Here is a 24,460-nt window from a genome sequence, read left to right on the forward strand (position 1 = left end):
GCGCGGGGACGGGAGGTCTGGGGTGCGCACCTTTCGAACGGTGCTCGAACAGAGGATCTGGGAGCGGCGGCAGACGCTGGAGGAGTTCGCGGAGTATGCGGAGGGGTACGCGCGCGAGCACGGCGAGCCGGGGACGCTTGGGGTTCGGCACCTGCAAAGGCTCGTTGCTGGGCATGGGCCGAAGGGTCAGTCGCTTGGGCCGGTGCGGCCGGCGACGGCGAGGTTGCTGGAAAGCATCTTCGGGATGAGCGTCGACGAATTGTTGGCACGGCCTGTGGTTGGCGGTGGTGTCGACGTGCCGGTGGTCCAGGAGCGCTTCGGCGCGGTGCTGGAGTGGTTCGACGAGTATGCAGGCTGGGCGCCGGGGACGGCTGAGCGCAGGGTACGCGGAAGCGCGCCGGGTGATCGGTCGGCGAGCCGCAGAAGCATCGGGCGGACACAGTTGGCGGACGCGCTTGCTGAGTACTACGCCGAGTCGGTTCCGGGGCATGGCAGGTACAGATTTCGTTGTGGCGTAACGGAAGTGACGACCAGCATTGTGACGCGGCCGGGGTGGCTTGATCTTGGGTGCGCGCTTGGCGAGGGCGATCAGCTGACCTTCGTATCGGAGGTGCCGGCCGTACTCCGGCCTTGCGACGACGTCAGCCTGGAAGCGGCGGTGAAGCGGCTTGCGGAGGTAGCCGGCTCGGCAGTGCGGATGACAGATGTGCCGCTGTACCGGCTGGTGGAGGTCGACGTACGGCAAGGGAAGATCACGGGGGTGGTCGCGGCGACGACGTTCGCTGAGTATGCGTTGACGATGGACCTGCTGGAGCGCGAGCTTGTCGACGTGATCGTGGCGAAGAGGTCGTCATACCCGTTGCGGGACAAGTACTTGCCAGACCTCGCGTCCGTTTTGGACATCTCTCCCAGGCTGTGCGCGGGCGGCGTGCTCGCGCTGTGCGCGATCGCGCGGCCGGCGGACAGGTACCGCGGGCCGGCAGACTACGCACTCTTGGTGCAGGAGCGGTCCGGGACCGTGCTCAACTCGGCGGGCAGGCTGGCGGTGATCCCGAAGGGCTTCCACGAGCCGATGAACGACCTTCGGGCGGACGCGCAGATCGGCATGACGTTGCTGCGGGAGATGGAAGAGGAGCTGTTCGGCCGGGGCGAGGTCGACAGCACGGTCAGGACCCGGCGGATTGCGGCGCCGATGCATCCAGGGCGGGCGTCGGAGCCGATGCGATGGCTGCTGGACGAGCGCGACAGGATGCGGATGGAGTGCACCGGGTTCGGATTGAATCTCGTGAGCGGCAACTACGAGTTCGCCAGCCTGGTGGTCATCGAGGACGATGAGTTCTGGGCGCGGTACGGCGGGCACATCGAAGCCAACTGGGAATCAGCAGGACTTCGGGTGTACTCCAGTCTCGACCGCGAGCTGCTGACGGAGCTGGTCAGCGACGAGAGCTGGAGCAATGAGGGGCTGTTCGCGTTCTGCGAGGGGCTGCGGCGGTTGGCGCAGCTCGGCGGTGACCGCGTGAACGCGCCGACTATGGAAGCGACGGCCAGCGGACGGTGATGACGACGGCGTCGGTCAGGGCTTCCCAGGAGTGGTCGATGCCCGGACCCCAGGTCACGTAGTCGCCCTGACGCTCAAGGACGATGCTGTCTTCCGTGAGGTCGAGCTTGAAGCGGCCCTCGACCAACAAGAGAAGCGTGGTGCGCTGGTCGTCGGCGGTCCATTCGGGGCGCTTGTCGCCGGCTGGGTGGATGCCCCACTTCACTTCGACGTCCTTCGTCGACCGGACTCCGGTTGACGGGTCCATGAAGTGGCCGAGGATCCACCCGCGGTTGTCTTGTCCGTCGTCGGCGGCGTTGCCGTGGTACCAGGTGGGGGCCACTACTGCACCTTCCAGTCGATCGCGGGCAGGTTGACGCGGTTTCCGCCGATCTGCGCCAGCCTCCGGAGACCTTGCAGTAGCGCGAAGAGCCCTTCGTTACTCCAGGCTACATCGCCAATCAGCTCGGTCAGCAATTGGGGGTCGACGCTGGAATATTGACGCAGGCTGGCCGATTCCCAATTCGCCTCGATCTGTCCACCGAAGCGTGTCCAGAAATCTTCGTCCTCGATGAGGATGAGGCCGGCGAACTCGAAGTTGCCGCTGACCATGTTCAGGCCGAACCCGGCGCACTCCATCCGGAGCCGACCGGGCACGTCCATCAGCCAACGCATCGGCTCGGAGAGACGACTCGGATGCATAGGGTCTGCTCGGAGCCAGTCGGTGACGGTGCTGTCGATGTCGTCGCGGCCGAACAGCTCCTCTTCCATCTCCCGCCGGAGCGTGGCGCCGATCTGGGCGTCGGCGCGGATGTCCGTCATCGGCTCATGGAAGCCCTTGGGGATGACGGCCAGGCGGTGAGCGGCGTTCAGCACACGGCCAGAGCGTTCCTGCACCAGAAGCACGTAGTCAGCCTCGCCGCGGTACGGGCTTGCCGGTCGGGCAATCGCGGTCAGGGCGAGTGCTCCGCCTGAGCAGAGACGCCGGGACACGTCGAGAACGGAAGCGATGTTGGGCAAGTATCGGTCGCGTAGTGGAAGCGATCCCGGGCGGATCGCGGCGTCGGTGGCGATTGCCTCAGTCAGTTCAGCCTCAAGCAGGTCCATTGTGACCGCGTACCCGACGAAGTTCGTGGTGCCGACCGAGCCTGCTATCTGACCCTTGCGGACGTCGATGCCGAGCAGTCGGTACAGCGGCGTGTCGATGAGACGAATCCCAGCCGTCAAAGACGCGGCCAGCCGTTGGACGGCCAGCGCGGCCCCTTCGTCGTCCAACGTGACATCGACGTCAGCGGGCACAGGAACGACCGACAGGCGGTCGTTGCTCGCGATGAGCGGGCAAGCGAGGTCCAGCCAATCTGGGCAAGTCAACACGCTCGTTACGGCGTCACCTGTCCCGCCGTAGGCGGCGGCGTAGCGGCCGTGTGGCGGGATGCGGGGACCGTAGTACTCGGCGAGCGCGTCGGCGATACGTCGTTGATCCACCAGGCTCCGCCGTCTGGCGTTGTCGCTCAGTACGTGCAGATCGAGCTGGGGCAGGGCTGTTGCGACCCTGCGGCGTGCGGTGCCTGGCTCCCAACCCGCGTGGTGGTCGAGCCAGTTGAGCGCGGCGCCGATGTTCGGATCGCTGGCAAGCCGCTGCTCGGCGTAGGTCGCAGGGCCAGCGGTCCGTTCGGCTGTGAGCTGGTCGAACCGAGCGAGTGCGGCTGAGGATGCCGCTTGCAGGGCACCGTCGAGAAGGTGCTGCATCCCCGTCTGAGGCTTGGTAGTGGGCTTCTTGTGCCAGTCCGCGACGGTGCGGACGCCGATCTTGAGATGACTGGCGAACGCCTCATTGCTCATTTGCAACGCGGCCTGAAGCGCGCATGCGGTCTCGCCTGTCCAGCTCACCGAACCCATCGGCAAAACGCCCCCAGAATCGTGTTCCGCACTGCTTCTGCGTCGGTTCCGCATCGCTTACGCATGATTCCCCCGATGGATTCGCAGTGGAATTGTTGGCATGCGAAACACGGAAACCAACGGCCCGGTCCTACCGATCCGGGCGGACGTGGTCGATGACCGTCGAGAGGCCGGACTCGATGCCGTCGAGGCGGTCGGTGATCTCGGTCAGGCGCTGTTCGAGGGCGTCGAGCCGGGACCACAGGGTGTCGCCGGCATCCGCGACGGGCTCGTCAGCCTCGGGTGGCTTTTGCCCGTGCAGCACGGCATCCAGGTGCTTGGGGTGCCAGCCGAGGGTCGTCGACAGCGACTCCAGCGTCCGCGGACTGCGGCGCCGCTCGACGGTGTGGTGCTGCACCTCGCGGACGATCGCCTGCGAGACGTGCGACCGCTCCGCGAGCTCGCGCTGACGCCACCCGAGCTCATTCACGCGCTCGTTGATCGCCTTGGCGACTGCCGCCCAATCCTCAGACACCCATTCCTCCGCGCTCCGCCTCAGCGCCGAGATTAGCGGCTCCACGCCGATCGGCTGCGTGACACGGCGGCAATTAGCGAAACGCGCGCCGGCGAGCGCTGATTTCAACAACATACTGCTGAAACCATCAGACTTTCTCTATCGAAGGACATTCCTCATGCGCACTTCTATGCCCAAGCAGAGCTACTACTCCGTCCGAGAGGCCGCGTGGGTCCTCGGCATCGACCGCTCGACCGCATCGCGTGCCGTCCGGCTCGGCAGCCTGCGGACCGTCCGGCGGCGCGGCCGGCTCGTCGTTCCGGCGGCGGCCGTGGCGCGGCTGCTCGGTGAGCCGTCCGGAGGTGCCTCTTGATGTACGACCGCTGGTTGATCGTGATCGCCTGGCAGCTTGACGAGCTGCGGTGGGTCGCGGATGACGTGCTCGACGAGATCGTGCGGCGCGATGGCGCCTGCATGTACGAGACCGTCGCAGACGAGCCGGATTGGAACGAGGAGCAACTGACCGACCGAGCGTTGGCAGCGCGACTGTGCGCGGGCTGCCCGGTCCAGGACGAGTGCCTGGAGCTTGAACTACGAGCGGCCGGCGAACGCACGGTTGGCGTGTGGGGCGCGCTGACGGAGGACGACCGGCGGGCGCTGCACTGGTACTGGCGTCAGCGGGGCGAGCGTGCCGGGGGTTCGCGATGACGCTGAGCCACACACCGACGCAGATCATGGCCGGTGTCGGTGTCCTCTTGGTTCTGGTTCTCGTCTGGCGAACGGGTGCTCGGCGAGCGAAGGCGGCAGCAGAGGCCGCCCGCACTGGGGCTCGGCTGGTTTCGCTCGTCGGACGGGTGCTGTTCACGGCGGCGCTGATCGTGGTTGTGCAGTGGATCGTGATCACCTATAGCGGCGGCAGCTGGCTGACGCTGGCCACGCTTGGGCTGCCGGCGCTGTTCGCCGCGCACACGCTGACGCGGGCCTTGACGGTGACGACGTCCGAGCCACGGCGCCGGGGTGGTGGTGGACGGTGAAAGATGTCGATCGCCTTTGCTGGACCGGGATCCTGCTCGGGCTGGCGTTCACGATGACCAACGTCCAGCAGTTCGCGGCGGCCGGTTCGCCGTTGTGGTCGCTGGCGTGGTTCGCGGCGTGGCTGCTCGACCCGATGGTGTCGCTCGTGCTGCTGGCGATCCTGCGGGCGGAGCAGGTGGCCGCGCGGCGCGGGATTCGGATGGGCGGCTGGGTTCGGGCCGCGAAGTGGTTCACGCTCGGGGCCACGTATGTCATGAACACCTGGAGTGCGTTCGAGGTCGGTTCGCCGGCCCTGGTCGTGCTGCACTCGGTGCCACCGTTGGTGGTGTTCGTTGCTGCCGAGGCGGTGACCGAGCTGCGGGACAAGCTCGGCGTGGCGTTCACCGACGTACCGGCAGAGCCGGAGCGTTCACAGGTGCGGCGGACGTCGTTCGCGGACTACCTCGCGGTTGCGAGGGCGGCGAAGAAGCCGGACGTCGAGGTGACACCTGCTTGGATCCGCGAGGTCACTGGCTGTTCGCGTGGGCTGTCGCCAAGGTTGGCGGCGGCGCTGAGGGCCGAATCATGAGTGCCGGGGAGAGACTGCCGGTGCCGGCCGATCCGGTGTTCGAGGGCGAGTTGGTCGGCGACGAAGTGCCGGTTTCGCCCCGGACCGCACAGCACCGGTTCATGAACTGGTGGACGTGTTCACGGCGCGTGCCAACGGCGCTGAAGTCGCGGAAGGCTGCCGGGCAGACGACCCGGGACGCGATTGAGTGGTTGGCGCGGTCGCCGTTCCGGTCCGCTTCGGCGGTCGGTCGGGGTGCGGTGTTGGCAGTTCGTGGCTGGCGGCGGTGGGTACGCGTTCACGACTACCGCGAGGCAGCAGAGCAGTCCGAGAAGCTGGCGGACAAGTTCGTCGAGATTCGCGCCCTGACGTTGTTCCGGTGGAAGGTGACCGGGCTTGTCGTGGTGGCGTCGGCGGCCGTGCTGGTGGTCGTTCACCTGCTCTATGGCGAAGTGGCTCTGTGGTGTGCGGCTGGTGCCGCGGCGGTGACGCTTGCGATCACCGGCCGGAGGAAGGACGGTGCGCCCGGAAGGAAGCCGGTCCTTGCCGGTCCGCGGACGCTCACGTGGACGATGGATCCGCAGGTGCTCGTCGACGCGTTCCGGGACGCGAAGCTGATCGGTAAGGACGAGTCGCTGCGGTTGGTCGAGCGGGCGGCACGGGTCGGCGACGGATGGGCCATTACCGTCGACTTGCCGGCGACGCGTAAGGCGGCCGACGTGATCAAGCATCGGGACGCGCTTGCCTCAGCATTGGCCGTCGACGAGGTGCAGCTGATCGTCGAGCGGGTGCGCGGCAAGGGTGGGCACGCGGGACGGGTGTTCCTGTGGGTGGCCGATGAAGACCCGTACGCTGGCCCGCCGTTGCGGACGCCTCTGGTCGACGTCGAGCGGTGGGACGCATGGCGGCCGGTACCGTTCGGGCGGGATGCTCGGCAGCGGCGGATCGATCTTCCACTGGTGTGGACGTCCCTTTTGGTCGGTGCGATTCCTAGGCAGGGCAAGACGTTCGCTACTCGGCTGGCGGCGGCTGGGCTGGTGCTGGACCCGTATGCACGGCTGTACGTGTTCGACGGGAAGGGTGGCAAGGACTGGGAGGCGGCCGAGCAGATCGCCTACCGGTTCGTCTGTGGTGACGAGCTGGCCCACGCGGAGGCTGTGCGTGATCACCTGGTTGAACTGGTGGCAGAAGTCCAATCCCGCTTCGCTCGGATGGCCACTTTGGACGATGAGATCTGTCCGGAGTCGAAGATCACTCCGGCGATCTCGCGAGACCTGAGCCTCGGGATGCCGATCACCGCGGTGATCATCGACGAGGTTCAGGTGTTCCTGGAAAACCCGACGCGCGAACAGGTTGGCGGCAAGAAGACTACGCTCGGCGAGTACATCGCGGACCTGCTGAGCTACCTCGCTCGCAAGGGGCCGGCGGCTGGGATCGTCGTCATCCTGGCGACGCAGCGGCCGGACTCGAACACGATCCCGTCAAGGCTGCGAGCGGTGCTGGGGTCGAGGTTCGCGCTGCGGGTTATGGACTGGCGGGACTCGAACATCGTGCTCGGCGAGCAGATGAACACCCGTGGCTACGACGCGTCTACCTTGCTGCCCAGTCACAAGGGCGTGGGCATCCTGCGGCCCGATGGTGAGACCGACGCTGGCACTGATGTGCTCGCGATGACCGTGCGCACGTACTACATGCCGAACCTAGAGTGGCGGGCGATCTGCGCTCGTGGTCGAGCGCTGCGAGAGGCTGCCGGAACGCTCGCTGGCCATGCAGTCGGCGACGACGAGCGGCGGGCGATCGACTCGGCCGCCGTGGTGAAGGCACTCGGCACCGGTCAGCCGGTGCAGACTCCGGTCGAGTTGCCGGAACCGTTGGCGTCGGTGGTGCAGCTGCTCGGCGAGCAGCTGGACGGGCGAGAGTTTGTGCCAACGGCCGAGCTGGTCGAGGCGCTGGACGTCGAGCCGACGGCGTTCGGGCGGGAGATGGGTGAGCTGGGGTGCAAGCCGATCCGGCAGTACGTGCCGTCTGACGACGGCATGCGTCGGGTGCGCGGCTACCTGACGGCCGAGGTCAAAGCAGCTGTTGAGCGACTTTCGGCTGATGAAATCGGCTCTACCGGCGAGCCGTCATGAGCGCGCGTGAGGAGCGGATCGTTGTCCGCGTTCCGAATGAACTACCTATCCTGAGCAGGCATGCTAGTCGGATACTACTAGCCATACTGGTCGAGTTGACCAAGGTCGAGGTCCTGGACGGACCTCAGGAAGGGGGTGCCAGTGACTGTTGAAATCATCAACGATCCGTGGGCGACGCTGGACGAGCTGATAGGCGTCGAGGTCGTTGACGCCGCCGTCAGCGGCATGGACCCGATGGCGTTCTACGGCCGTTGCTCGACGGAAGACAACCAGGACCCGGAGACGTCGCACGGCTGGCAGGTGGGCAATGCTCGGAAGTTCGTCGAGCCGTTGGGCGCGTCGGTGGTGGCCGAGTTCTTCGACATCGGTCAGTCGCGATCGGTGCCGTGGGAGCGAAGGGACGAGGCGTCGCGGCTGCTGGCTGCGTTGAAGGACCCGAACCGGGGGTGGAACGCGCTGGTGGTTGGCGAGGGGACGAGGTGCTGGTTTGGCAACCAGTTCTCGTTGATCGCCCCGAAGTTCGAGGCATACGGCGTCGACCTGTGGGTGCCGGAGTTGGGCGGGAAGTTCGACGCGCGGAACCCGTCGCACAAGATGTTGATGAGCGTGCTCGGTGGGATGAGCGAGTCAGAGCGGCAGCACGTTCAGGCTCGTGTGCGTGCTGCGATGGATGCTCAGGTGGTCAACGAAGGACGTCACCAGGGCGGCCGGGCACCGTACGGCTATGTCGTCGTAGACGGTGGTCCGCATCCGAACCCACGCAAGGCAGCCGAGGGATATCGACTCCGGTTGCTGGCGGTCGACGATGCTTCGGCCGACGTCGTCCGGCGGATCTTCGCCGAGTACCTGGAGGGCCGTGGAGACCGGGCGATTGCGAACGGGCTCAACCGGGACGGCATTCCGTGCCCGTCGGCGAGGCGGCCGGACCAGAACCGCCATCGGCTCGCGGACGGCTGGCAAGGCAGCACGATACGGGCGATTCTGGAGAACCCGCGGTACACCGGATACGCCGTGTTCGGGCGGTGGACGAAGCATGAGACGTTGCTTGACCCGGACGACGTTGCCGCTGGACATGTCGTGCGGTTCCGGCGGGCGAGGCCAGATCGGATCGTGCGGTCAAGGCGGCCGGCGCATCTGGCGATCGTGTCGGTTGAGGAGTTCACGGAGGTCCAGTTGCTTCGCCGGTCGCGGGCGGCTGGCGGCCTGCCGGCGAGGCGGAAGCTGGAGCGGGGACCGAAGGCGACCAAGCGGCCGTACCCGCTGAGAGGTCGTGTGCGATGTGGTTACTGCACTCGGCGAATGGAAGGGACGCCGAGGGAGACGCGCACCTATTACCGCTGTGCGGCGCGGACGATGGTTCCCGGTTCTCCAGCGCTGGTGGGCCATCCGAAGAATGTGTACTTGCCAGAAGTGGCGGTGCTGGAGCCGCTGAATAAATGGCTCGACGGGTTGTTCGACCGGCTCAACGTTGACCGCACGGTGGCGGCATTGGTCGCGTCACAGGACAGTGGGCAAGGCGTAGGAGAGCGCGACGCCGCGAGGCGACGGCTGAGCGAGGCGGAAGCGAAGCTTCGACGGCACCAAAACGCCATTGCTGCTGGTGTAGACCCTGCGGCGCTGGTCGAGGCGATCAACGAAGCACAGGCGCAGCGGGCAGCAGCGCGGGCGGAGGTCGAGAACATGCCTGCGTCCGGCGGGATTGATGCCGCGGAGGTGTACGCGATAATCGATTCACTCGGGGAGGTGAAACAAAAATTGAGCCGGGCGGACCCGGCTCAATTGGAAGATCTATACGAGAAGCTTCGGCTTGAGATGATCTATGACGCCGAAGCGAGGGCTGTGGATGTAACCATTCAGCCGACCCGTAGGGGTAGTAAGTGTGTCCGAGGGGGGACTTGAACCCCCACGCCCTTGCGGGCACTAGCACCTCAAGCTAGCGCGTCTGCCATTCCGCCACCCGGACTGGGTTGCCAGCGTTGCTGACAGGACAGAGACTACATGATCGTCTCAGGGGATTCCAAATCGGGGGTGGGGGTTGGGGTTTGTGCAGGTCAGGGTGGGTGGCGGAGGGGTTGGAGGTAGAGGGGCGGGGGAGGTTGGTGGGGAAGGTGGGACGGGATGTGACAGGTGGGTGCGGGCGGGTGCTTCAAGGGGGCCGGGAGCGGGGTGAGGCGGGCGCGGCAGCGACGGTTGGGGTGGTTGACGTCGGAAGGTTGGATTGGTGCCAGGCCATCAGCACCGTGGCGCCGGGAGGGGTGCGGGGGCGTTGGCTCGTGAGGAGTGCGGGGTCGGGGTGTTGAGAGGTAGGGAGTGGGAAGTGGGGACAGCGTCACTGGTGGGTGTAGGTGATGACGTCTCACGTTGTGCGCTGTGACGGTGCGGTTGATCGCCACCAGTTGCTGGTGCCCCTTGATGTCCGGACGGCGGGACCGCCGGGTCGCCCTTGCAGGTGTCTGTGCCGGCCCTGGTGGTTAACGAGACCAGCGCACCGGCCGAGCGGTGGCTGGCGACCTGGCGCAGGTGGCCGGCTACTTCGGCACGAACGGGGAGGCCGTCCGCCCGCGTCCGATCGAGCGGGTCAGCCACCGTGATCCCGTGTTCGACCCGGACCGGACGCTGGAGTACGCGCTGATCTACGCGGCCAGCCACGGCCGGGCCGACATCGTCGAGTTCCTGCTTGCCAAGCAGCCGGATCTGTCGGTCAGGGAGCCGGTGCACGGTGCCACCGCGCTCGGCGCAGCCCGCTACCACCACCCCTCCGCCGGCCGGCCCGCGGGCAGCCCGGCCGTGGTCAGACTGCTGGAAGCCCACGCGCGCTGATCCCAGAGGTCACTCCCGAACCCGCCGCCAGACGAGCACGGCGACAGCCCCGGCGAGGATCACAGCCGTGAGGGCGAAGGGGACCGGGATGAGGGGGTCGATGAGGACGAGGAGCGCGGCCAGAGGCAGGGCGGTGTTGACGACGTAGTCGGCGTGAGGCCTGATCGCCAGGGCCCAGATGCCGAGGACGAAGACGGCGAGGGGGATTGTGTAGGCGAAGGACGCGTAAGGCAGCGCGGTGTGCCCGGTGAGGACGTCGATCTCGATCTCGATGCCGGCGGAGAACGCGCCGGCGGCGGCGAAGACGAAGAAGTGCCCGTACACGTAGGCCAGGGAACTCGCGACGTCCCCAATGGCGTGGTGGTGCGGCGGCCAGAAGTAGATCCACCACAGGGCCGCCGTGGCGACGAGCGTGAGCGCGGCGATGCCGATGAGCCGGCCGGGCGACTCGACGTCTCCCTGGGCCTCGATGATCGCGTTGGCGGAGGCGAGCAGGCTCTCACCGAGGAGGATCAGGGTGAACAGGCCGTAGCGTTCGGTGATGTGGTGCGGATGCCAGGGCGTGGTCCCGGTGCGCTCGGCGACGATCGGCACGATCAGTTCCGCGGCGACGAGCACGATCAACGCGACGGTGAACAACCCGGAGGGAAGCAGCAGGGAGACGAGCCACAGGACTTGGACCAATGCGATGCCGGTCGCGTAGATGAGTGTTGCTCGGCGCGTGGGGCCTGACAACCGGGACGCGCGGAGCCACTGCGCGACGAGTGCCCCGCGCATGACGACGTAGGCGATGACGAGCACCGAGTAGTCGTGTTCCTCGAAGGCGGGGCCGATGCCCGAAGCGAAGACGAGCACGCCACCCATCTGCAGGATGGTGAGCACCCGGTACAGCCAGTCGTCGGTGTCGAAGGAGGTGGCGAACCAGGTGAAGTTCATCCAGGCCCACCAGATTCCGAAGAACACGAAGCCGTAGTTGGCGATCGCGTCGAGCACGTGCCCTTCGGTGAGCCCGTGGTGCAGCTGCGCGGCGGCAGCACTCACGGCGACGACGAAGACGAGGTCGAAGAACAGCTCCAGCGTGGACGCGGCCCGTCCGGCCTCGTGCGGGTCGCGCGGAGTCATCGGGACGAGCCGGAATCGGGATTCGGGTGTCATGACGTGTCGGTCGATCGCCGATGGCTCGGTCAGATGGCCAACCCCGCGCCCCCGGCGACCATGATCTCCTGCCCGGTGATGTACGCGGCGTCGTCGGAAGCCAGGAATGCGACGGTTCGTGCCATGTCCGCCGGCACGCCGAGGCGGCCGAACGGGTTCTTCTCCGCAATAGCCGCCATTACCGCGGCGACGTCATCGGATTGCGCGCGGAGCGAGGCCCGCGTCATGGGTGTGTCGGTGAATCCCGGGCTGATCGCGTTGATTCGCATGCGGCGCGGGGCGAGTTCGAGGGCAAGTGTCGGGATCATGCCCAGAAACGCGCCGTGCGACCCGGCCGTGACGCTGTTTCCGGTCAGGCTGCGGGTCGCTCCGATACCTACGGTGACAATGACCGAAGCGCCGTCGGTCAGTAGCGGCAGTGCCTTGGCCAGCGTGAAGAACTGGCCTTTGGTGTTGACGGAGAACACCTCGTCGTAGGCGGCTTCGTCGGCGGTGGCCAGCGTCATCGGACGGCTGACGCCCGCGTTGAGGAACAGCGTCGTCAGACTCCCGAATCGTGCTCCGACTTCGGACACGACCTTGTCGGTCTCCGCGAGCGAGCGCGCGTCGGCCTGAAGGACCAGGACATCCTCGGGCAGCTCTGCCCGCGCCTGGGCGACGCCCTCCGGACGTTGTCCGGTGACGGCAACGCGGTAGCCGCGACTGTGCAGAAGCTCGGCGGTCGCCTTCCCGATCCCGCTGGTGCCGCCGGTGATCAGGGCTGTACGTGCCGACATGGTGATCACTCCACTGTGGTCATAACCGAGTCGGTCGACGCTAACCCGCCTTCGATCCACAACATGGGTCCACTTGGCCGGCCGTAACGGGAACCACCGGATTGGTCCCCGTCACCGGACGGCAAGTGGACCCAGGTGACCAGTCGAAACCGGTCTAGTTTTGGAGCCATGTTGCCTGCCGAAAACACCAGGGTCACCGATGGCCAATGGGCGAGGAGGAAACGTTCGGGGGAGCTGTCCTTGAAGGCCGTGGCCCAGTGGGAACGGGTGTGGTCGGTCGCGACCGTGTTTGCGCGGCTGGCGTTGGCCGCCGGGTTCCTCTCGGCCGTCGCCGATCGGTTCGGCTTGTGGGGCCCGCCGCACACCGGGCAGGTCGGGTGGGGCGACTTCGCCGCGTACACCGCCTATACACACCAGCTCTCGCCGTACCTGCCCGACGGCCTGCAAGACGCGGCCGCGTGGGGCGCGACCGCCGCGGAATCGTTGCTGGGCCTGGCATTGCTGGCCGGCGTCCTCGTGCGCTGGTCGGCTTGGGCCGCCGCGGCGCTGCTGCTCGGGTTCGCGCTGTCGATGGGGCTGTTCCTGGGCTGGGAAGCGCCGCTGAGCAACTCCGTCCCAGCCGCCGCGGCCGCAGCCCTGCTGCTGGCGCTGGCGCCCGTGGACACGTTCGCCCTCAGCGTCGACCGCATACTCGGCAGGAAGCGAACGGCCGCGGCGCAGGTCGTTGGTCGTGTTGTGGCCATTGCCGCGCTGGCCGGCGTCACTGCCTGCGGCTCCGCCAACGGAAGCATGCCGGCGACGGCCGCAGCCAGCTCGGCGCCTCAGGTGAGTGTCCTGCTCCAGCAGGCCCTTCCGAACGCCGAGGGCAAGACGTTCACGTCGCAGATCGTGGACTTCCCGCCGGGCGCGGCGGCGCCGCCGCACCGGCACGGTCAGGCTTTCGTGTACGCCTACGTGCTGCAAGGTGCTGTGCGAAGCCAGGTCGACGACAATCCCGCGACCACGTACCACCAGGGCGAGAACTGGTTCGAACAGCCGGGCGCCCACCACGTCGTCGCCGCGAATCCCAGCGCGAGCGAACGGGCCAAGCTGCTGGTCGTCTACGTCTCCAGCACCGGAGACCCGCTCCAGGCCAACGATCCTCACTCGTGAGTCCCGATTCGACCGGTCCGTATCGTTGTCCGACATGACCGAGCAAGCGGCCGGCGGCACCCGGACCTCCGGCCTCGACCTGCACCTGGGCCATATCGGCCGCAATGTGCGAGCGGGGCTCATGGATGCCTTCCGGGAGGCGATCCGCAGCGGGCGGTTGGCGCCGGGGACGCGGCTGCCGTCGAGCCGGGTGCTGGCGACCGACCTCGGGCTGGGGCGCAACACCGTTGTCCGGGTGTACTCAGAGCTGATCAACGAAGGATGGCTCACCGGGGTGCACGGTTCCGGCACCGAAGTGGCGCAGCGTTCGGCGGAACCGGCGGGCGAGCGGGAACAGCCGCGGCCGCCCGCGGCCCGCCAGCAGCTGGTGCACAATCTCCGGCCCGGGCAGCCGGATCTGTCGTCGTTCCCGCGGGACGAATGGATTCGGGCGGTGAAGCGGACGGTGAGCACGGCGCCGTTCGACGCGTTCGGCTACACCGATCCACACGGCCGGAGTGAGCTGCGTGAGGCCGTCGCCCGGTATCTGGCCCGCGCCCGGGGACTGCGTGCGCGGGCGGACAACGTGGTGGTGTGCAGTGGGGCCGCGGAGGGCTTGCGGCTCGTGGCCGCGGCGCTGGCGAAGGCCGGGGTCACGACGGTGGCGGTCGAGGAGTTCGGGCTGCAGACCCAGCGCGAGGCGTTGGTGGACGCCGGGCTCGACGCGGTCCCGATCCCGGTGGACGCGGACGGCGCCGACCTGTCGATGCTCGATGAGGCGCCGACCCCGGGAGCGGTTCTGCTGACCCCGTCGCACCATTTTCCCTTGGGGGTGGCGCTGCATTCCGACCGGCGGGCGGCGGTCGTCGACTGGGCGCGGCGGCGGGGCACGCTGATCATCGAGGACGACTACGACGGCGAGTTCCGCTACGACCGGTCTCCCGTGGGCGCGTTGCAGGGCCTCGATCACGACCACGTGGTCTACCTGGGCACCGCGAGCAAGTCGCTGGCGCCGGGACTGCGCCTCGGCTGGCTCGTCCTGCCGGACCACGTCGTCGGCTCGGTCGTCGCGCAGAAGGGGGAGACCGAGGAGACCGTCGGGTTCGTCAACCAGTTGGCGATGACCGAGTTCATCGAGTCGGGTGCGTACGACCGGCACATCCGCGCGATGCGCTCGCAGTACCGCCGGCGGCGCCAGCAACTGGTCGAGACCATCGGCCGGCACTCGCCCACCGCGCGGGTGACCGGCATGTCGGCCGGGCTGCACATCGTCCTCGAACAGCCCGGTCGGACCGGCGTCGAACTCGTGCGCCGCGCCGCTCGCGAGCAGCTGGTGATCGAGCCCCTCGACCTCTTCCGGCACCCGGAGTCCACATCGGACCGTGACGGCGTGGCCATCGGTTTCGCCGCGCCTTCCCCCAGCGGCTGGTCGGGCGCGCTCGACGCGTTGGTTCGCACGTTGCGGTGACGCCGCGACTGGTTCCCGTTCCAGGATGCCAAGTGGACCCAGGTTCCGGGCGAAAACCGGGTTAGCGTCAGGGAACTGGACCACCGGGTCCGAGGGCGATGCGGGAAGGTGCCGGATGAAGGCGATTGTGGTGTCGGATCAGGCCGCGGGAACGGCCGGCATGACGCTGGCGGAACGACCGCAGCCCGCGGCGGCGGGAAACGATGTGCTGGTCGAGGTGCACGCGTCGGGGTTCACTCCGGGGGAGTTGGAGTGGGGCACGACCTGGACCGACCGCCTCGAGCGTGATCGGACGCCGTCGATTCCCGGGCACGAGCTGGCCGGCGTGGTCAGCGCTCTCGGTTATGGCACAACGGGTCTGTCGGTGGGGCAGCGGGTGTTCGGCCTCACGGACTGGACGCGTGACGGCACCCTGGCCGAGTACGTGGCCGTCGAGGCGCGCAATCTCGCGCCGCTGCCGGGCGACATCGACTTCACGGTCGGCGCGAGCCTTCCGATCTCGGGCCTGACCGCGTGGCAGGGATTGTTCGTGCACGGCCGCCTTCAGACGGGGCAGAGCGTCCTGGTGCACGGCGCGGCCGGTGGAGTCGGTTCGGTGGTGACGCAGCTGGCTCGCGAGGCCGGCGCCCATGTCATCGGCACCGGACGTGCGGCCGACCGGCAGAACGCGCTCGGCTTCGGCGCGCACGACTTCGTCGACCTCGAGAACGACAGGTTGGACGACGTCGGCGGCGTCGATCTGGTGTTCGACGTATTCGGCGGAGAAGTCCAGAAGCGGTCGGTGGGCCTGATTCGAGCCGGAGGAACCCTGGTGACCATCGCCGGCCCGCCCGAGGCTCGGCCGGCCGACGGCCTGGCGATCGACTTCGTCGTCGAGGCCGACCGCGCCCAGCTGGGTGAGATCGCGCAGCGGGTGCGGGACTGTCGACTGCGGACACTCATCGGCAACGTCGCGAGCCTCGACGATGCCGTCGCCGCTTTCAATCCGACCGAGCGGGTGAGGGGGAAGACGATCATCCGCGTTCGTCCGTGAGGATGGCGACGCGATCGTCGGCCACAGCGTCGGGGCGTGCCCGCGGGGCAGCAGTGCGGCCGCGCCGAGGCCAGCCAAGGGAGGCAGCTGGCCGGCCTCGTGCGCCGCGGTGTGCACCACGTCAGGCAGTTCGTGCCGCCTTCGATGCGGGGCTTTTGCGCTGGTTTTACGCAAAACAACGTCTTGTGTTGTCGATTTTCTGGAAATCCGTCGCAGGGTTTGTTTCGTATGTCGTTCAATGCCGGGGTAAAACGCCGGTGATCCTCTTGACTTAGGTCTAAAGCCGGTCGAACATGTGCGCTGCACCACAGGGAGGGCGCTCACCCTGCTCGCGCGGCTCCTGACCGCCGCGAAGCGCTGTCCCGATGACTTCTGACAACGACGACGGAGGTTTTCGTGCACGCCCTGCCCACACTCCGACGGCGCATGCGGCTGCTGGTCGCGCTGCTGCTGGCGTTGGCCCTGCCGGTCATCGGCCTGACGACCACTCAGACCGCTGCCGCGGCGACGCAAAAGGCTTGCGACATCTACGCCTCCGGCGGCACGCCGTGCGTGGCGGCCTACAGCACCACGCGAGCACTGTTCGCGTCCTACGGCGGCCCGCTGTACCAGATCAAGCGCGCCTCGGACGGCGGCACGTTGAACGTCGGCCTGCGTTCGGCCGGTGGCGTGGTCAACTCCGCGCCGCAGGTCTCCTTCTGCGCCGGGACGACCTGCATCATCACTCAGCTCTACGATCAGACCAGCAACGCCAACCACATGCCCATCTCCCCGGGCACGTCCTGCGCGGGTTGCTCGGGCGGGCTCAACGGGCCCGGCCCGAACGGCGCGGACATCGGCGCGAACGCGATGGCGCTGCCCGTGACGATCGGCGGTCAGCCGGCGTACGGCGTGCTGGTCAACGACATCGGCACCGGATACCGCAACAACGCCGTCCGCAACGTGCCCACCGGCGCGCAGCCCGAGGGCATGTACATGATGACCTCGTCCCAGCTCACCAGCGGTTCCTGCTGCTTCGACTTCGGTTCGGCCGAGACCAACGACTCCGACGACGGCAACGCGACCATGAACGCGATCTACTACGGTTCCGCGTGCTGGGTCGGCGGCTGCACCGGCCCGGGGCCCTGGGTCGGCGGCGATCTCGAGAACGGCATGTACTTCAGCGACAACGGCCGGAACCCGACGAACATCCAGAGCGAGACCGGCATGTTCGTCTCGGCCTGGGAGAAGAACAACGGCACCACCAACTTCACGCTCAAGTTCGGCAACGGCCAGTCCGGCGGGTTGACCACCTCCTATGCGGGCGCCCTGCCCAACGGCTACAACCCGATGAAGGTGCAGCCCTCCATCGAGCTGGGCACCGGCGGCGACAACAGCACCCTGGGCAAGGGCGAGTTCTTCGAAGGCGCGGTCACGGCCGGCTTCCCCTCCGACGCCACCGAGAGCGCAGTGCAGGCCGACCTGGTCGCGGCCGGCTACGCCAACAACACCACCACGTTCCACCGCAGCACGTCCGTGGTGAGCTTCCGGGCCCACGCCAACGGCAAATACGTCGACGCGCCCAACAACACCACGTCGTTGATCGCCGACGCCACCACCGTCGGCCCGGCGGAGACGTTCGACATGTTCACCGACACCGACGGCACCATCGGTCTGCGGGCGCACTCGGACAACAACTGGGTCACCGCGGAGAGCAACGGCTCCGCGCCGCTGATCGCCAACCGCGGCGGTCCCGGGCCCTGGGAGACCTTCTACCTGCTGCACAACCCCGACGGCAGCGTGACTCTGCGCGCGTACAACAACCAGCACCTCGTCACCGCGGAGAACGCCGGCGCCTCGGCGCTGATCGCCAACCGCACGGCGGTCGGCCCGTGGGAGGAGTTCGACCTCATCACCCACTGACGGCTCTGCCACGGCCGGCGGGACCTCGGCGGCTCGCTACCAGCGAACGTCGAGGTCCGAGGCCTTCGGAAACTCGGTCACCATATCGCGCAGCGCCTTTGCCGCGCGGCGCGGCCGGTGACATCACCGCCTCGGCGTGCTCGGCGTTCCGGCCGGCAACAACCTGTACTGCTGAGCAGCCGGCCCGAAGCGCCACCGCGCCTCGGGCCTGACTCACCCGGCGGCGATGAGCGCTTCCAGCTCCGCCGCCCGCGGATCGCCGACGACCCCGCTCAAGCCGAGCCGCTCGCGATCACGTCGGTCGGCTTCTGGGGCATGACTCGGCCTGGTTCCAAGGAGATCGCGAACCGGGCCAGGTCGCGGGCCGAGGCCGGGACGGTGACGACGATGGGCCGGACGCTGTCGGCGGGCACGTCGAACGAGGCCAGGGCGCTGGGACCGGCGGCGTCGTGCAGGCCCCACGCCACGTACTGCTGGTCGCGGCCGTTGGGCGTGAGGCCGAGCGGCACCACGACCGAGCCGGACGCGCTGGTGATCAGCATCGCGGTGGGCTTGCCGGCGGAGTTGGTGAGCACGGCCCGCTTCGCCGTCGGGTCGGCGACGATGGACTGGACCATGGCGTCGCCGGCGGCCTGGGCCTGCTGCTGGTGGTTGAGCTGGCTGACCTGCACGCCGAGCACGGTGGTCACGCCGCCGAGCACGACCACGACCGCCGCGGCGGCGGCCAGCAGCCCACGGCCGCGCCGTTGCCGCTTCTGGCGGGCGAGGTCGAGCGACAAGGGCCGTGGCGCTCGGGGCGTGTCGTTGATCGCGACCATCAGGCGTGCGCGCAGGGCCGAGGGCGGCTCGTGCTGCGGGACCGCGTGGCCCATCAAGGCGGCGACCTGCTCGGCCTCCCGAACGGTCACCCGGCATTCCGCGCAGGTCTGGAGGTGCGCGCGAAGGGCGTGTTCCTCGTCGAGCCCCAGCGCGTACAGCGCCCAACCCACCGCGTTCTCCCGGTGGGCACAGCGCCCGTGTTCACGGACCGCGTCCATCACTGCACCTCCATCCAGTTCTCATGACGCCGGCCGCCGGACAGGGTGGACAGCAGGAAGCGCAGGTGTTTCATGCCCGCGAAGGTCCGTGACTTGACCGTGCCCAGCGGCAGCCCGGTGATCGAGGAGACCTCGGTCTGGGTGTAGCCGCCGAGATAGGCCAGGGCGATGACCTGCCGCTGGTCGGCCGACAGCTGGCCGAGGGCCTTGCGGACCAGGCCGCCGACCACGCGGCTCATCGCCTTCTCGTCCGCGCCGGGCTCGGCCGGCAGGGCCTGGGCGGCGATCTCGTCGCCGCCGAGCAGGTTGCGTTTGCGGTGCACGGCTTGCCGCCGAACCACGTCGACCGACCGATGGTGCACGAGCGTGAGCAGCCAGCCGGCGAAGCCGCCCCGGTCCGGGTCGAACCGGCCCGGCTCCCGCCAGAAGGCGAGAAACGCCTCCTGCACGGCTTCCTCGGCGTACTCGGGGTCGACGCAGACCCGCCGGGCCAGGGAGTAGGCCTGGCGGCAGTACCGGTCGTAGAGGGCCGCGAACGCGTCCTGGTCGCCGGCGGCCACGGCCGTCACCAGGTCCGCGTCGGCGGCCCGGCTCCCGGTGGTCGACTCGGCGTCCATGCTGATCGTCACCTCACGTGTTCGGTCGTGCCCGGCGATCCGGTTCGGTCGATCCCTGCGCACTCGTGATTTGTCTTGTGCGGCAACGCGAAGACCCCGGCGTGGGTGCGCCGGGGCCTTCGCTGGGCGGTGCTCAGCTGCCCGGGGTGAGGACCTTGTCGATGACGAAGACCGTGGCGTTGCCGGTGGGGATGTTGCCGCACAGCACCTTCGCGCCGTTGACCATCATCCCGGAGCTCTTGTCGCCGGTGATCTTCACGTCGGCGCCCTGCAGCGTCTTCTCCGAGCCGGCGGCGATGAGACCGTCGGCGTCCATGCGGGTGGGCAGCACGTGGTACTGCAGGATCGGCGCGAGGGTGGCCGGGTCCTTGGCCAGCGCGGCGAACTTGTCCGCGCCCAGCGCGTCGAAGGCCGGGTCGTACGGCGCGAACACGGTGATCGCCTTCTGCGAGTTCAGCGTGTCGCCCAGGTTGGCCGCGCCGACGGCGGCGACGAGCTTGGTCAGCAGCGGGTTGTTGCTGGCGGCCGTGGCGACCGGGTCGGAGGCCATGCCGTTGAGGGAACCCTTGCCGTCAGCGGGAATCTGGCCGCAGGCCGGGCCGAAGGTGTCGCTGGTCTTGGTGATGCCGTCCGAGGCGGAGCTGCTGGCGGTGGTGGTCGGCGACGCCATCGACGTGGTGGTGCCGCCCGAGCCGGCGGAGGTCGACCCGCCGCCGCAGGCGGCCAGGGAAGCCCCGGCGGCCACGATGACGGCAGCGGCGGCGACGCGATGGGAAGTACGCATGCGAGATCACTCCAGGGTGGTGTTGGGAGCGATGGCCCAACCGATCGGGGCTCATCTTCGGTATCTGGTGAAGCGTTCGGGCGGGGGCCGGTGATCGGTTCGCCCCGGTGGGTAACGCTTCGGTCACGGGTCGCGATCAGGAAGTCGTGAACAGGATCGTGTGCCAGCCGGTTGCGCCGTCCGGGATCGGGCCGACCCGGTCACGGGTCTGGGTGTAGCCGGTGATGTCCGTGGCGCGGCAGATCACCGTGTGGGTGCCCGGTTTCAGGTCGTAGACCTTGCGCCACATCCGCCAGGTCTCGGCGTTGACGGTCACGGCGAGATCTGCCTCCTGCCACGGCCCGCCGTCCATCTGTAGCTCGACCTTGGCGATGCCCTTGGTCTGCGCCCAGGCGATGCCGGCCACCACAACCTTGCCGTCGGGCAGGGATTGCAGGCCCTGTGGCATGTCTATGCGTGCCTCGGTCTTGATCGGCGCGCGTTCGCCGTACCCACGCGGCACCCAGTACTGCTTCTTCGCGGCGAACGTGGTGAGCTCGATGTCCTTGAGCCACTTGGTCGCCGAGGCGTAGCCGTAGATGCCGGGCACCACCAGCCGTGCCGGAAAACCGTGCTCCGGCGGCAGAGCCTGGCCGTTCATGCCGACGGCCAGCATCGCGTCCCGACGCGGATCCAGCACCGACGACACGGGGCTGCCCGCGCTGTAACCGTCCACACTGGACGACAGGACCTGGTCCGCGTCCGCCTTGACGCCGGCCTCGGCCAGCAGTTCGCGCAGCAGCACGCCGGTGAAGTTCGCCGTGGACACGTACGGTCCACCGACCTCATTGGACACACAGGTCATGGTGATCGTCCTGGTCACCAGGTTCATCGCCATGATGTCGGCGAAGGTGAGGTTCAGCTCGCGCTCGACCAGGCCGTGCACCCGCAGCGTCCAATCCTCGGCCCGCAGCTGCGGAACCGACAGCGCTGTGTCCACGCGGTAGAACTTGTCGTTCGGGGTGAGGAACGTGGGCGTGCCGTCCGAGGCGAAGTCCGCGCCGGTCGGCACTGTCGGCTGCTGGTGTTCGGCCAGCATCTGGGTGACCTTGGCGCGGGAGCCCTCCACGTCCACCCGGCCGACCAGCAACCGGCCGCCGGCGCCGGTCAGGCCGATGCCGACGACCGTCCCGAGCGACCCGAGCAGGAACGCCCGACGTCCGGACCTCGACGGGCCATCGGCGTCCGCCCTGCCGGCCAGCCGGTGCAGCCCGCGGAACACCGCCACACCGGCGACAAGACTGGCCACCGGCGCGACCACGGCGACCGGTGTGAGGTTCGGTCGGACGAGAACCGCCACCACACCGAGCAGGCCCAGCAGCACGGCGAGCACGGTTCCCGGCAGCGGCCGGTGGCGGGACAGCACACCGGCCGCCGCGGCCGCGACCAGCAGGAACACGCCCATGCCGGCCAGCAGCACGAGCTTGTCGTACGTGCCGAAGGTGCGGACGGCGAAGTCCTTGAGCGGCAAGGGGGTCAGATCGATCGCGGTGTTGCCGACCGCGAGGAAGGGGGAGGATTCGGGGTCGACGAACGCCGCGACCAGATCTCCGACCGCCAGCGCGGCGCCGACCCCGAGCACGCCGACGACCATCGCGGCCGTCACCGGCAGCAGCGGGGAGCGTTGGTTCATGCCCCCCGTTCGTCGGTGGGCGACCGATCGGTTCACGGTCGATCCGACCGGTACGGTTCGGGGGTGCTGCACCTCAGGTTGATCGTCCCTCATGGACAGACCGACATAGCCCTTGACGTGCTGCGTGCGCAGCCGGGCGTCACGCACATCGTGTTGCTGCGGGACGCCGCGATAGCGCCGCCGGGCGACGTGGTCGATGCCGCGGTGGCCAGGGAGGCTGTCGACGAGGTGGTGGCCGCGTTGTGCGCCCTGGACCTCGACCGTGTCGGCGGCATCACGCTGGAGACGATCGACACCGTGTTGTCGGACGCGGCGGATCGGGCCGAGCTGGCGGCGCCGGGCGATGGCGCGGACGCCATGGTGTGGGAGGAGCTGCTGGCCAAGACCGGCGAGGAGTCCAAGCCGAGCGTGACCTTCCAGTCCTTCCTGACGCTGGCGTGCGTGCTGGCCTCGGTCGGCGTGGTCACGAACTCGGCGGTGACCATCGTCGGGGCGATGATCGTGGGGCCGGAGTTCGGGCCGCTGGCGGCGATCGCGGTGGGTCTGGTGCGGCGGCGGACGGATCTGTTGCGGCGGGCGGGCGTCGCGCTCGGTGTCGGGTTCCCGTTGGCGATGCTGGTGACGGCCGGCGTCACGGTGCTGGCCGGACTGGCCGGGCTGTTCGACCGCGACACCGTGCTCGCGGCGCATCAGGTCGAGTTCGTCTACCAGGTCGGGCCCTACTCGTTGATCGTGGCGCTGCTGGCGGGGGCGGCCGGGATGCTGGCGATGACCTCGGCGAAGTCGGCGGCGCTGGTCGGGGTGTTCGTGTCGGTGACGACGGTGCCCGCCGCCGGCTACGCCGTGGTCGCGGCGGTGGTGGGCGAGTGGGACCGGTGCGTGGGTTCGCTGGTCCAGTTGGTGGTGAACATGCTCGGCATCGTCTTGGCGGCCGCCGTGGTGCTGCTGATCAGCCGCCGGCGCGCGGGTCATGATCGTCCGCTCCGCGTTTAGATCTCGGTGAACCGGATTCCGCACCGCGGACGAATGCCTTGTGACGGCGCGCGGAGGGGAGGCGATGACGGCCGTGACCAGCGACTTTCCCGGCTCGCGGCTGTGTCACACGATCAAGCGGCATGTCACCGCCAGCAGCCTGGTGGCGTACCCCATCGAGATCCGCCGCCCCGAGCGGGCTGGCTCCGTCGAGCGGACTGTCACCTGCGGTTTCTGCGGCGACGAGGTGACCTTGATCGTTTACGGCGCGGCGCGCACGTCCGCGCTGCGCCGCCGCTGGCTCGCGCTGGCCTCGCTGGGCGGCGTGCTCTCCACGCTCGGCGTGCTGGGCATGGTCCACCCGATGGGGGACATCTCCGCCGGCTCGCCGCTGCTGGGGGCGCTGGTCCTCGTCACCGGGACCGGGGTCGTGCTGGCGTTGGGCTTCCTTCGGCTCTGGTTCCACGAAGACGGCGTCCGCCATCCGGCGCCCGATCGGTGGGAAGCACCGCGGCATTCGGTCCGGCTGTCGCGGGGCTTGAACCGCTAGCACGCAGCCGCTCGTTGCTCTGATGGGGTCGGCGGGCCACGAACCGGCCATATGTTGCCGGCCCGGGCGCTACTGTCAGCACACGCGGATGCACTGACGGTGGGGACCGGCGTGGAGGAGAAGGAGAACGTGACGCTCAAGCAGTTCCGTCTGCGTGCGGGCCTGACCCAGGAGGCCCTGGCCGAGAAGTCAGGTGTCTCGATCCGCACGATCCGCGGGCTGGAGACCGGAACGCGAAGCAATCCCCGACGCGCCTCGCTGCGGCAGCTGGCGGACGCGCTGGAGCTGGCGCCGCACGAGCGGGAGCTGCTGGCCGGGCTCGGCTCGACCGAGACGCCGCCGTCGAGCACGCGCCCGATGCCCCGGCAGCTTCCGCCGCCCTCGCCCGGGTTCGCCGGCCGTGACGCCGAACTCGCCGAGCTGGACGGGGCGGGCGACAGCGAGATCCGTGTCGTGGTCGGGGCCGGGGGCATCGGCAAGACCTGGCTGGCGTCGCACTGGGCCCACACTCAGGCGGAGCGCTTCCCGGACGGCCAGTTGTTCGTCGATCTCCAGGGCTTCACTCCCGACCCCGATCCCCTCGACGCGGCGACCGCGGTGCGCGGCTTCCTCGACGCCCTCGGCGTCGACGCCAGCATGGTGCCGACCACCCTGGACGGCCAGATCGCCCTGTACCGGAGCCTGGTCGCCGGCCGGCGAATGCTGATCATCCTCGACAATGCCGCCACCGCCGATCAGGTCATACCGCTGTTGCCCGGGACACCGACCTGTGCCGTGCTGGCAACCAGCAGGAAAACCCTCACGGCACTGCTGCTCCGGCACGGCGCGTACCACCTGCCGTTGGGCGCCTTGGGCGAGGACGACGCCCATGCGCTGCTCGCTCTGCGGTTGGGCGAGCAG

The 24,460-nt window shown here is 68.6% G+C and carries 24 protein-coding genes and 1 tRNA gene; 15 read left to right on the forward strand and 10 right to left on the reverse strand.

The features are described from left to right. Positions 1–40: 40 nt before the first annotated feature. Positions 41–1,558: a transcriptional regulator gene (locus tag AB0M73_RS43035; RefSeq protein WP_363904498.1), complete on the forward strand. Its 1,518-nt coding sequence runs from the start codon at positions 41–43 to the stop codon at positions 1,556–1,558. Here the strand turns inward: AB0M73_RS43035 and AB0M73_RS43040 are convergent. From AB0M73_RS43040 to AB0M73_RS43050, 3 genes are all read right to left on the reverse strand, one after another. Then, complete coding sequence (locus AB0M73_RS43040) at positions 1,530–1,880, reverse strand: signal peptidase I (RefSeq protein ID WP_363904501.1); 351 nt, start codon at positions 1,878–1,880, stop codon at positions 1,530–1,532. The two genes, AB0M73_RS43035 and AB0M73_RS43040, sit on opposite strands and share 29 nt — an antisense overlap. Beyond that, entirely contained in the window at positions 1,880–3,436 is a 1,557-nt protein-coding gene (locus tag AB0M73_RS43045) for a transcriptional regulator (protein ID WP_363904504.1), read from the reverse strand. Before AB0M73_RS43045 ends, AB0M73_RS43040 begins: the two co-directional genes overlap by 1 nt. Positions 3,437–3,566: 130 nt before the next feature. Next, complete coding sequence (locus tag AB0M73_RS43050) at positions 3,567–3,950, reverse strand: helix-turn-helix transcriptional regulator (protein WP_363904507.1); 384 nt, start codon at positions 3,948–3,950, stop codon at positions 3,567–3,569. A gap of 157 nt (positions 3,951–4,107) precedes the next feature. Here AB0M73_RS43050 and AB0M73_RS43055 point away from each other — a divergent pair, with 157 nt between their 5' ends. From AB0M73_RS43055 to AB0M73_RS43080, 6 genes are all read left to right on the forward strand, one after another. Continuing rightward, positions 4,108–4,302, forward strand: a complete 195-nt coding sequence (locus tag AB0M73_RS43055) for a helix-turn-helix domain-containing protein (RefSeq protein WP_363904510.1) — start codon at positions 4,108–4,110, stop codon at positions 4,300–4,302. Beyond that, on the forward strand, positions 4,302–4,637 hold the full coding sequence (locus AB0M73_RS43060) for a WhiB family transcriptional regulator (RefSeq protein ID WP_363904513.1): 336 nt from the start codon (positions 4,302–4,304) through the stop codon (positions 4,635–4,637). Before AB0M73_RS43055 ends, AB0M73_RS43060 begins: the two co-directional genes overlap by 1 nt. Next, positions 4,634–4,963, forward strand: a complete 330-nt coding sequence (locus AB0M73_RS43065) for a hypothetical protein (protein ID WP_363904516.1) — start codon at positions 4,634–4,636, stop codon at positions 4,961–4,963. Before AB0M73_RS43060 ends, AB0M73_RS43065 begins: the two co-directional genes overlap by 4 nt. Beyond that, entirely contained in the window at positions 4,960–5,532 is a 573-nt protein-coding gene (locus tag AB0M73_RS43070) for a hypothetical protein (RefSeq protein ID WP_363904519.1), read from the forward strand. The genes AB0M73_RS43065 and AB0M73_RS43070 overlap by 4 nt, the downstream gene beginning before the upstream one ends. After that, entirely contained in the window at positions 5,529–7,643 is a 2,115-nt protein-coding gene (locus AB0M73_RS43075) for a cell division protein FtsK (protein WP_363904522.1), read from the forward strand. The genes AB0M73_RS43070 and AB0M73_RS43075 overlap by 4 nt, the downstream gene beginning before the upstream one ends. Positions 7,644–7,784: 141 nt before the next feature. Next, positions 7,785–9,542 (forward strand): recombinase family protein, encoded by a 1,758-nt coding sequence (locus AB0M73_RS43080; protein WP_363904525.1) that lies wholly within the window; start codon positions 7,785–7,787, stop codon positions 9,540–9,542. On the opposite strand, the gene AB0M73_RS43085 is transcribed toward AB0M73_RS43080, so the two are convergent. Next, positions 9,524–9,606: transfer RNA gene (locus AB0M73_RS43085), tRNA-Leu, on the reverse strand. The genes AB0M73_RS43080 and AB0M73_RS43085 overlap by 19 nt on opposite strands. Positions 9,607–10,142: 536 nt before the next feature. Here AB0M73_RS43085 and AB0M73_RS43090 point away from each other — a divergent pair. Beyond that, positions 10,143–10,463: an ankyrin repeat domain-containing protein gene (locus AB0M73_RS43090; protein ID WP_363904528.1), complete on the forward strand. Its 321-nt coding sequence runs from the start codon at positions 10,143–10,145 to the stop codon at positions 10,461–10,463. 9 nt (positions 10,464–10,472) lie between these two features. On the opposite strand, the gene AB0M73_RS43095 is transcribed toward AB0M73_RS43090, so the two are convergent. Further along, positions 10,473–11,585 (reverse strand): low temperature requirement protein A, encoded by a 1,113-nt coding sequence (locus AB0M73_RS43095; protein ID WP_363904531.1) that lies wholly within the window; start codon positions 11,583–11,585, stop codon positions 10,473–10,475. Between the two features lie 62 nt (positions 11,586–11,647). Next, on the reverse strand, positions 11,648–12,394 hold the full coding sequence (locus tag AB0M73_RS43100) for an SDR family oxidoreductase (RefSeq protein ID WP_363904563.1): 747 nt from the start codon (positions 12,392–12,394) through the stop codon (positions 11,648–11,650). Between the two features lie 249 nt (positions 12,395–12,643). On the opposite strand from AB0M73_RS43100, the gene AB0M73_RS43105 reads away from it, so the two are divergent. From AB0M73_RS43105 to AB0M73_RS43120, 4 genes are all read left to right on the forward strand, one after another. Further along, a complete protein-coding gene (locus AB0M73_RS43105) occupies positions 12,644–13,546 on the forward strand; it encodes a cupin domain-containing protein (protein ID WP_363904566.1) in 903 nt (300 codons plus the stop codon). A gap of 34 nt (positions 13,547–13,580) precedes the next feature. Then, positions 13,581–14,993 (forward strand): PLP-dependent aminotransferase family protein, encoded by a 1,413-nt coding sequence (locus AB0M73_RS43110; protein ID WP_363904533.1) that lies wholly within the window; start codon positions 13,581–13,583, stop codon positions 14,991–14,993. Positions 14,994–15,108: 115 nt separating this feature from the next. Beyond that, positions 15,109–16,026 (forward strand): NADP-dependent oxidoreductase, encoded by a 918-nt coding sequence (locus AB0M73_RS43115; RefSeq protein ID WP_363904536.1) that lies wholly within the window; start codon positions 15,109–15,111, stop codon positions 16,024–16,026. Positions 16,027–16,452: 426 nt separating this feature from the next. Beyond that, on the forward strand, positions 16,453–17,928 hold the full coding sequence (locus AB0M73_RS43120) for an arabinofuranosidase catalytic domain-containing protein (protein ID WP_363904539.1): 1,476 nt from the start codon (positions 16,453–16,455) through the stop codon (positions 17,926–17,928). 272 nt (positions 17,929–18,200) lie between these two features. Here AB0M73_RS43120 and AB0M73_RS43125 read toward each other — a convergent pair whose 3' ends face one another. From AB0M73_RS43125 to AB0M73_RS43140, 4 genes are all read right to left on the reverse strand, one after another. Continuing rightward, positions 18,201–18,965 carry an anti-sigma factor gene (locus AB0M73_RS43125; RefSeq protein WP_363904542.1) on the reverse strand — a complete coding sequence of 255 codons (765 nt, stop codon included), beginning with the start codon at positions 18,963–18,965 and terminating at the stop codon, positions 18,201–18,203. After that, positions 18,965–19,582 (reverse strand): sigma-70 family RNA polymerase sigma factor, encoded by a 618-nt coding sequence (locus AB0M73_RS43130; RefSeq protein ID WP_363904545.1) that lies wholly within the window; start codon positions 19,580–19,582, stop codon positions 18,965–18,967. The genes AB0M73_RS43125 and AB0M73_RS43130 overlap by 1 nt, the downstream gene beginning before the upstream one ends. A gap of 133 nt (positions 19,583–19,715) precedes the next feature. Further along, positions 19,716–20,366, reverse strand: a complete 651-nt coding sequence (locus AB0M73_RS43135; protein WP_363904548.1) for a fasciclin domain-containing protein — start codon at positions 20,364–20,366, stop codon at positions 19,716–19,718. Positions 20,367–20,502: 136 nt separating this feature from the next. Continuing rightward, positions 20,503–22,038 (reverse strand): molybdopterin-dependent oxidoreductase, encoded by a 1,536-nt coding sequence (locus AB0M73_RS43140; protein ID WP_363904551.1) that lies wholly within the window; start codon positions 22,036–22,038, stop codon positions 20,503–20,505. 63 nt (positions 22,039–22,101) lie between these two features. Here AB0M73_RS43140 and AB0M73_RS43145 point away from each other — a divergent pair, with 63 nt between their 5' ends. The 3 genes from AB0M73_RS43145 to AB0M73_RS43155 form a co-directional block, all read left to right on the forward strand. Continuing rightward, complete coding sequence (locus tag AB0M73_RS43145) at positions 22,102–23,031, forward strand: DUF389 domain-containing protein (protein WP_363904554.1); 930 nt, start codon at positions 22,102–22,104, stop codon at positions 23,029–23,031. 64 nt (positions 23,032–23,095) lie between these two features. Continuing rightward, positions 23,096–23,560, forward strand: coding sequence for a hypothetical protein (locus tag AB0M73_RS43150; protein ID WP_363904557.1), 465 nt, complete (start codon positions 23,096–23,098; stop codon positions 23,558–23,560). 111 nt (positions 23,561–23,671) lie between these two features. Then, positions 23,672–24,460: helix-turn-helix domain-containing protein (locus AB0M73_RS43155; RefSeq protein ID WP_363904560.1), on the forward strand; the 789-nt coding region annotated here is incomplete at its 3' end.

Source organism: Kutzneria sp. NPDC051319, assembly GCF_040682195.1.
GTDB lineage: Bacteria > Actinomycetota > Actinomycetes > Mycobacteriales > Pseudonocardiaceae > Kutzneria.

Excerpts from the sequence above, each read along its gene's own strand:
- AB0M73_RS43045 (WP_363904504.1), bottom strand. The coding sequence starts at position 3,436 with ATGGGTTCGGTGAGCTGGACAGGCGAGACCGCATGCGCGCTTCAGGCC.
- AB0M73_RS43055 (WP_363904510.1), top strand. The coding sequence starts at position 4,108 with ATGCGCACTTCTATGCCCAAGCAGAGCTACTACTCCGTCCGAGAGGCC.
- AB0M73_RS43060 (WP_363904513.1), top strand. The coding sequence starts at position 4,302 with ATGTACGACCGCTGGTTGATCGTGATCGCCTGGCAGCTTGACGAGCTG.
- AB0M73_RS43065 (WP_363904516.1), top strand. The coding sequence starts at position 4,634 with ATGACGCTGAGCCACACACCGACGCAGATCATGGCCGGTGTCGGTGTC.
- AB0M73_RS43075 (WP_363904522.1), top strand. The coding sequence starts at position 5,529 with ATGAGTGCCGGGGAGAGACTGCCGGTGCCGGCCGATCCGGTGTTCGAG.
- AB0M73_RS43095 (WP_363904531.1), bottom strand. The coding sequence starts at position 11,585 with ATGACTCCGCGCGACCCGCACGAGGCCGGACGGGCCGCGTCCACGCTG.
- AB0M73_RS43100 (WP_363904563.1), bottom strand. The coding sequence starts at position 12,394 with ATGTCGGCACGTACAGCCCTGATCACCGGCGGCACCAGCGGGATCGGG.
- AB0M73_RS43110 (WP_363904533.1), top strand. The coding sequence starts at position 13,581 with ATGACCGAGCAAGCGGCCGGCGGCACCCGGACCTCCGGCCTCGACCTG.
- AB0M73_RS43115 (WP_363904536.1), top strand. The coding sequence starts at position 15,109 with ATGAAGGCGATTGTGGTGTCGGATCAGGCCGCGGGAACGGCCGGCATG.
- AB0M73_RS43120 (WP_363904539.1), top strand. The coding sequence starts at position 16,453 with ATGCGGCTGCTGGTCGCGCTGCTGCTGGCGTTGGCCCTGCCGGTCATC.
- AB0M73_RS43125 (WP_363904542.1), bottom strand. The coding sequence starts at position 18,965 with ATGGACGCGGTCCGTGAACACGGGCGCTGTGCCCACCGGGAGAACGCG.
- AB0M73_RS43130 (WP_363904545.1), bottom strand. The coding sequence starts at position 19,582 with ATGGACGCCGAGTCGACCACCGGGAGCCGGGCCGCCGACGCGGACCTG.
- AB0M73_RS43135 (WP_363904548.1), bottom strand. The coding sequence starts at position 20,366 with ATGCGTACTTCCCATCGCGTCGCCGCCGCTGCCGTCATCGTGGCCGCC.
- AB0M73_RS43140 (WP_363904551.1), bottom strand. The coding sequence starts at position 22,038 with ATGAACCAACGCTCCCCGCTGCTGCCGGTGACGGCCGCGATGGTCGTC.
- AB0M73_RS43150 (WP_363904557.1), top strand. The coding sequence starts at position 23,096 with ATGACGGCCGTGACCAGCGACTTTCCCGGCTCGCGGCTGTGTCACACG.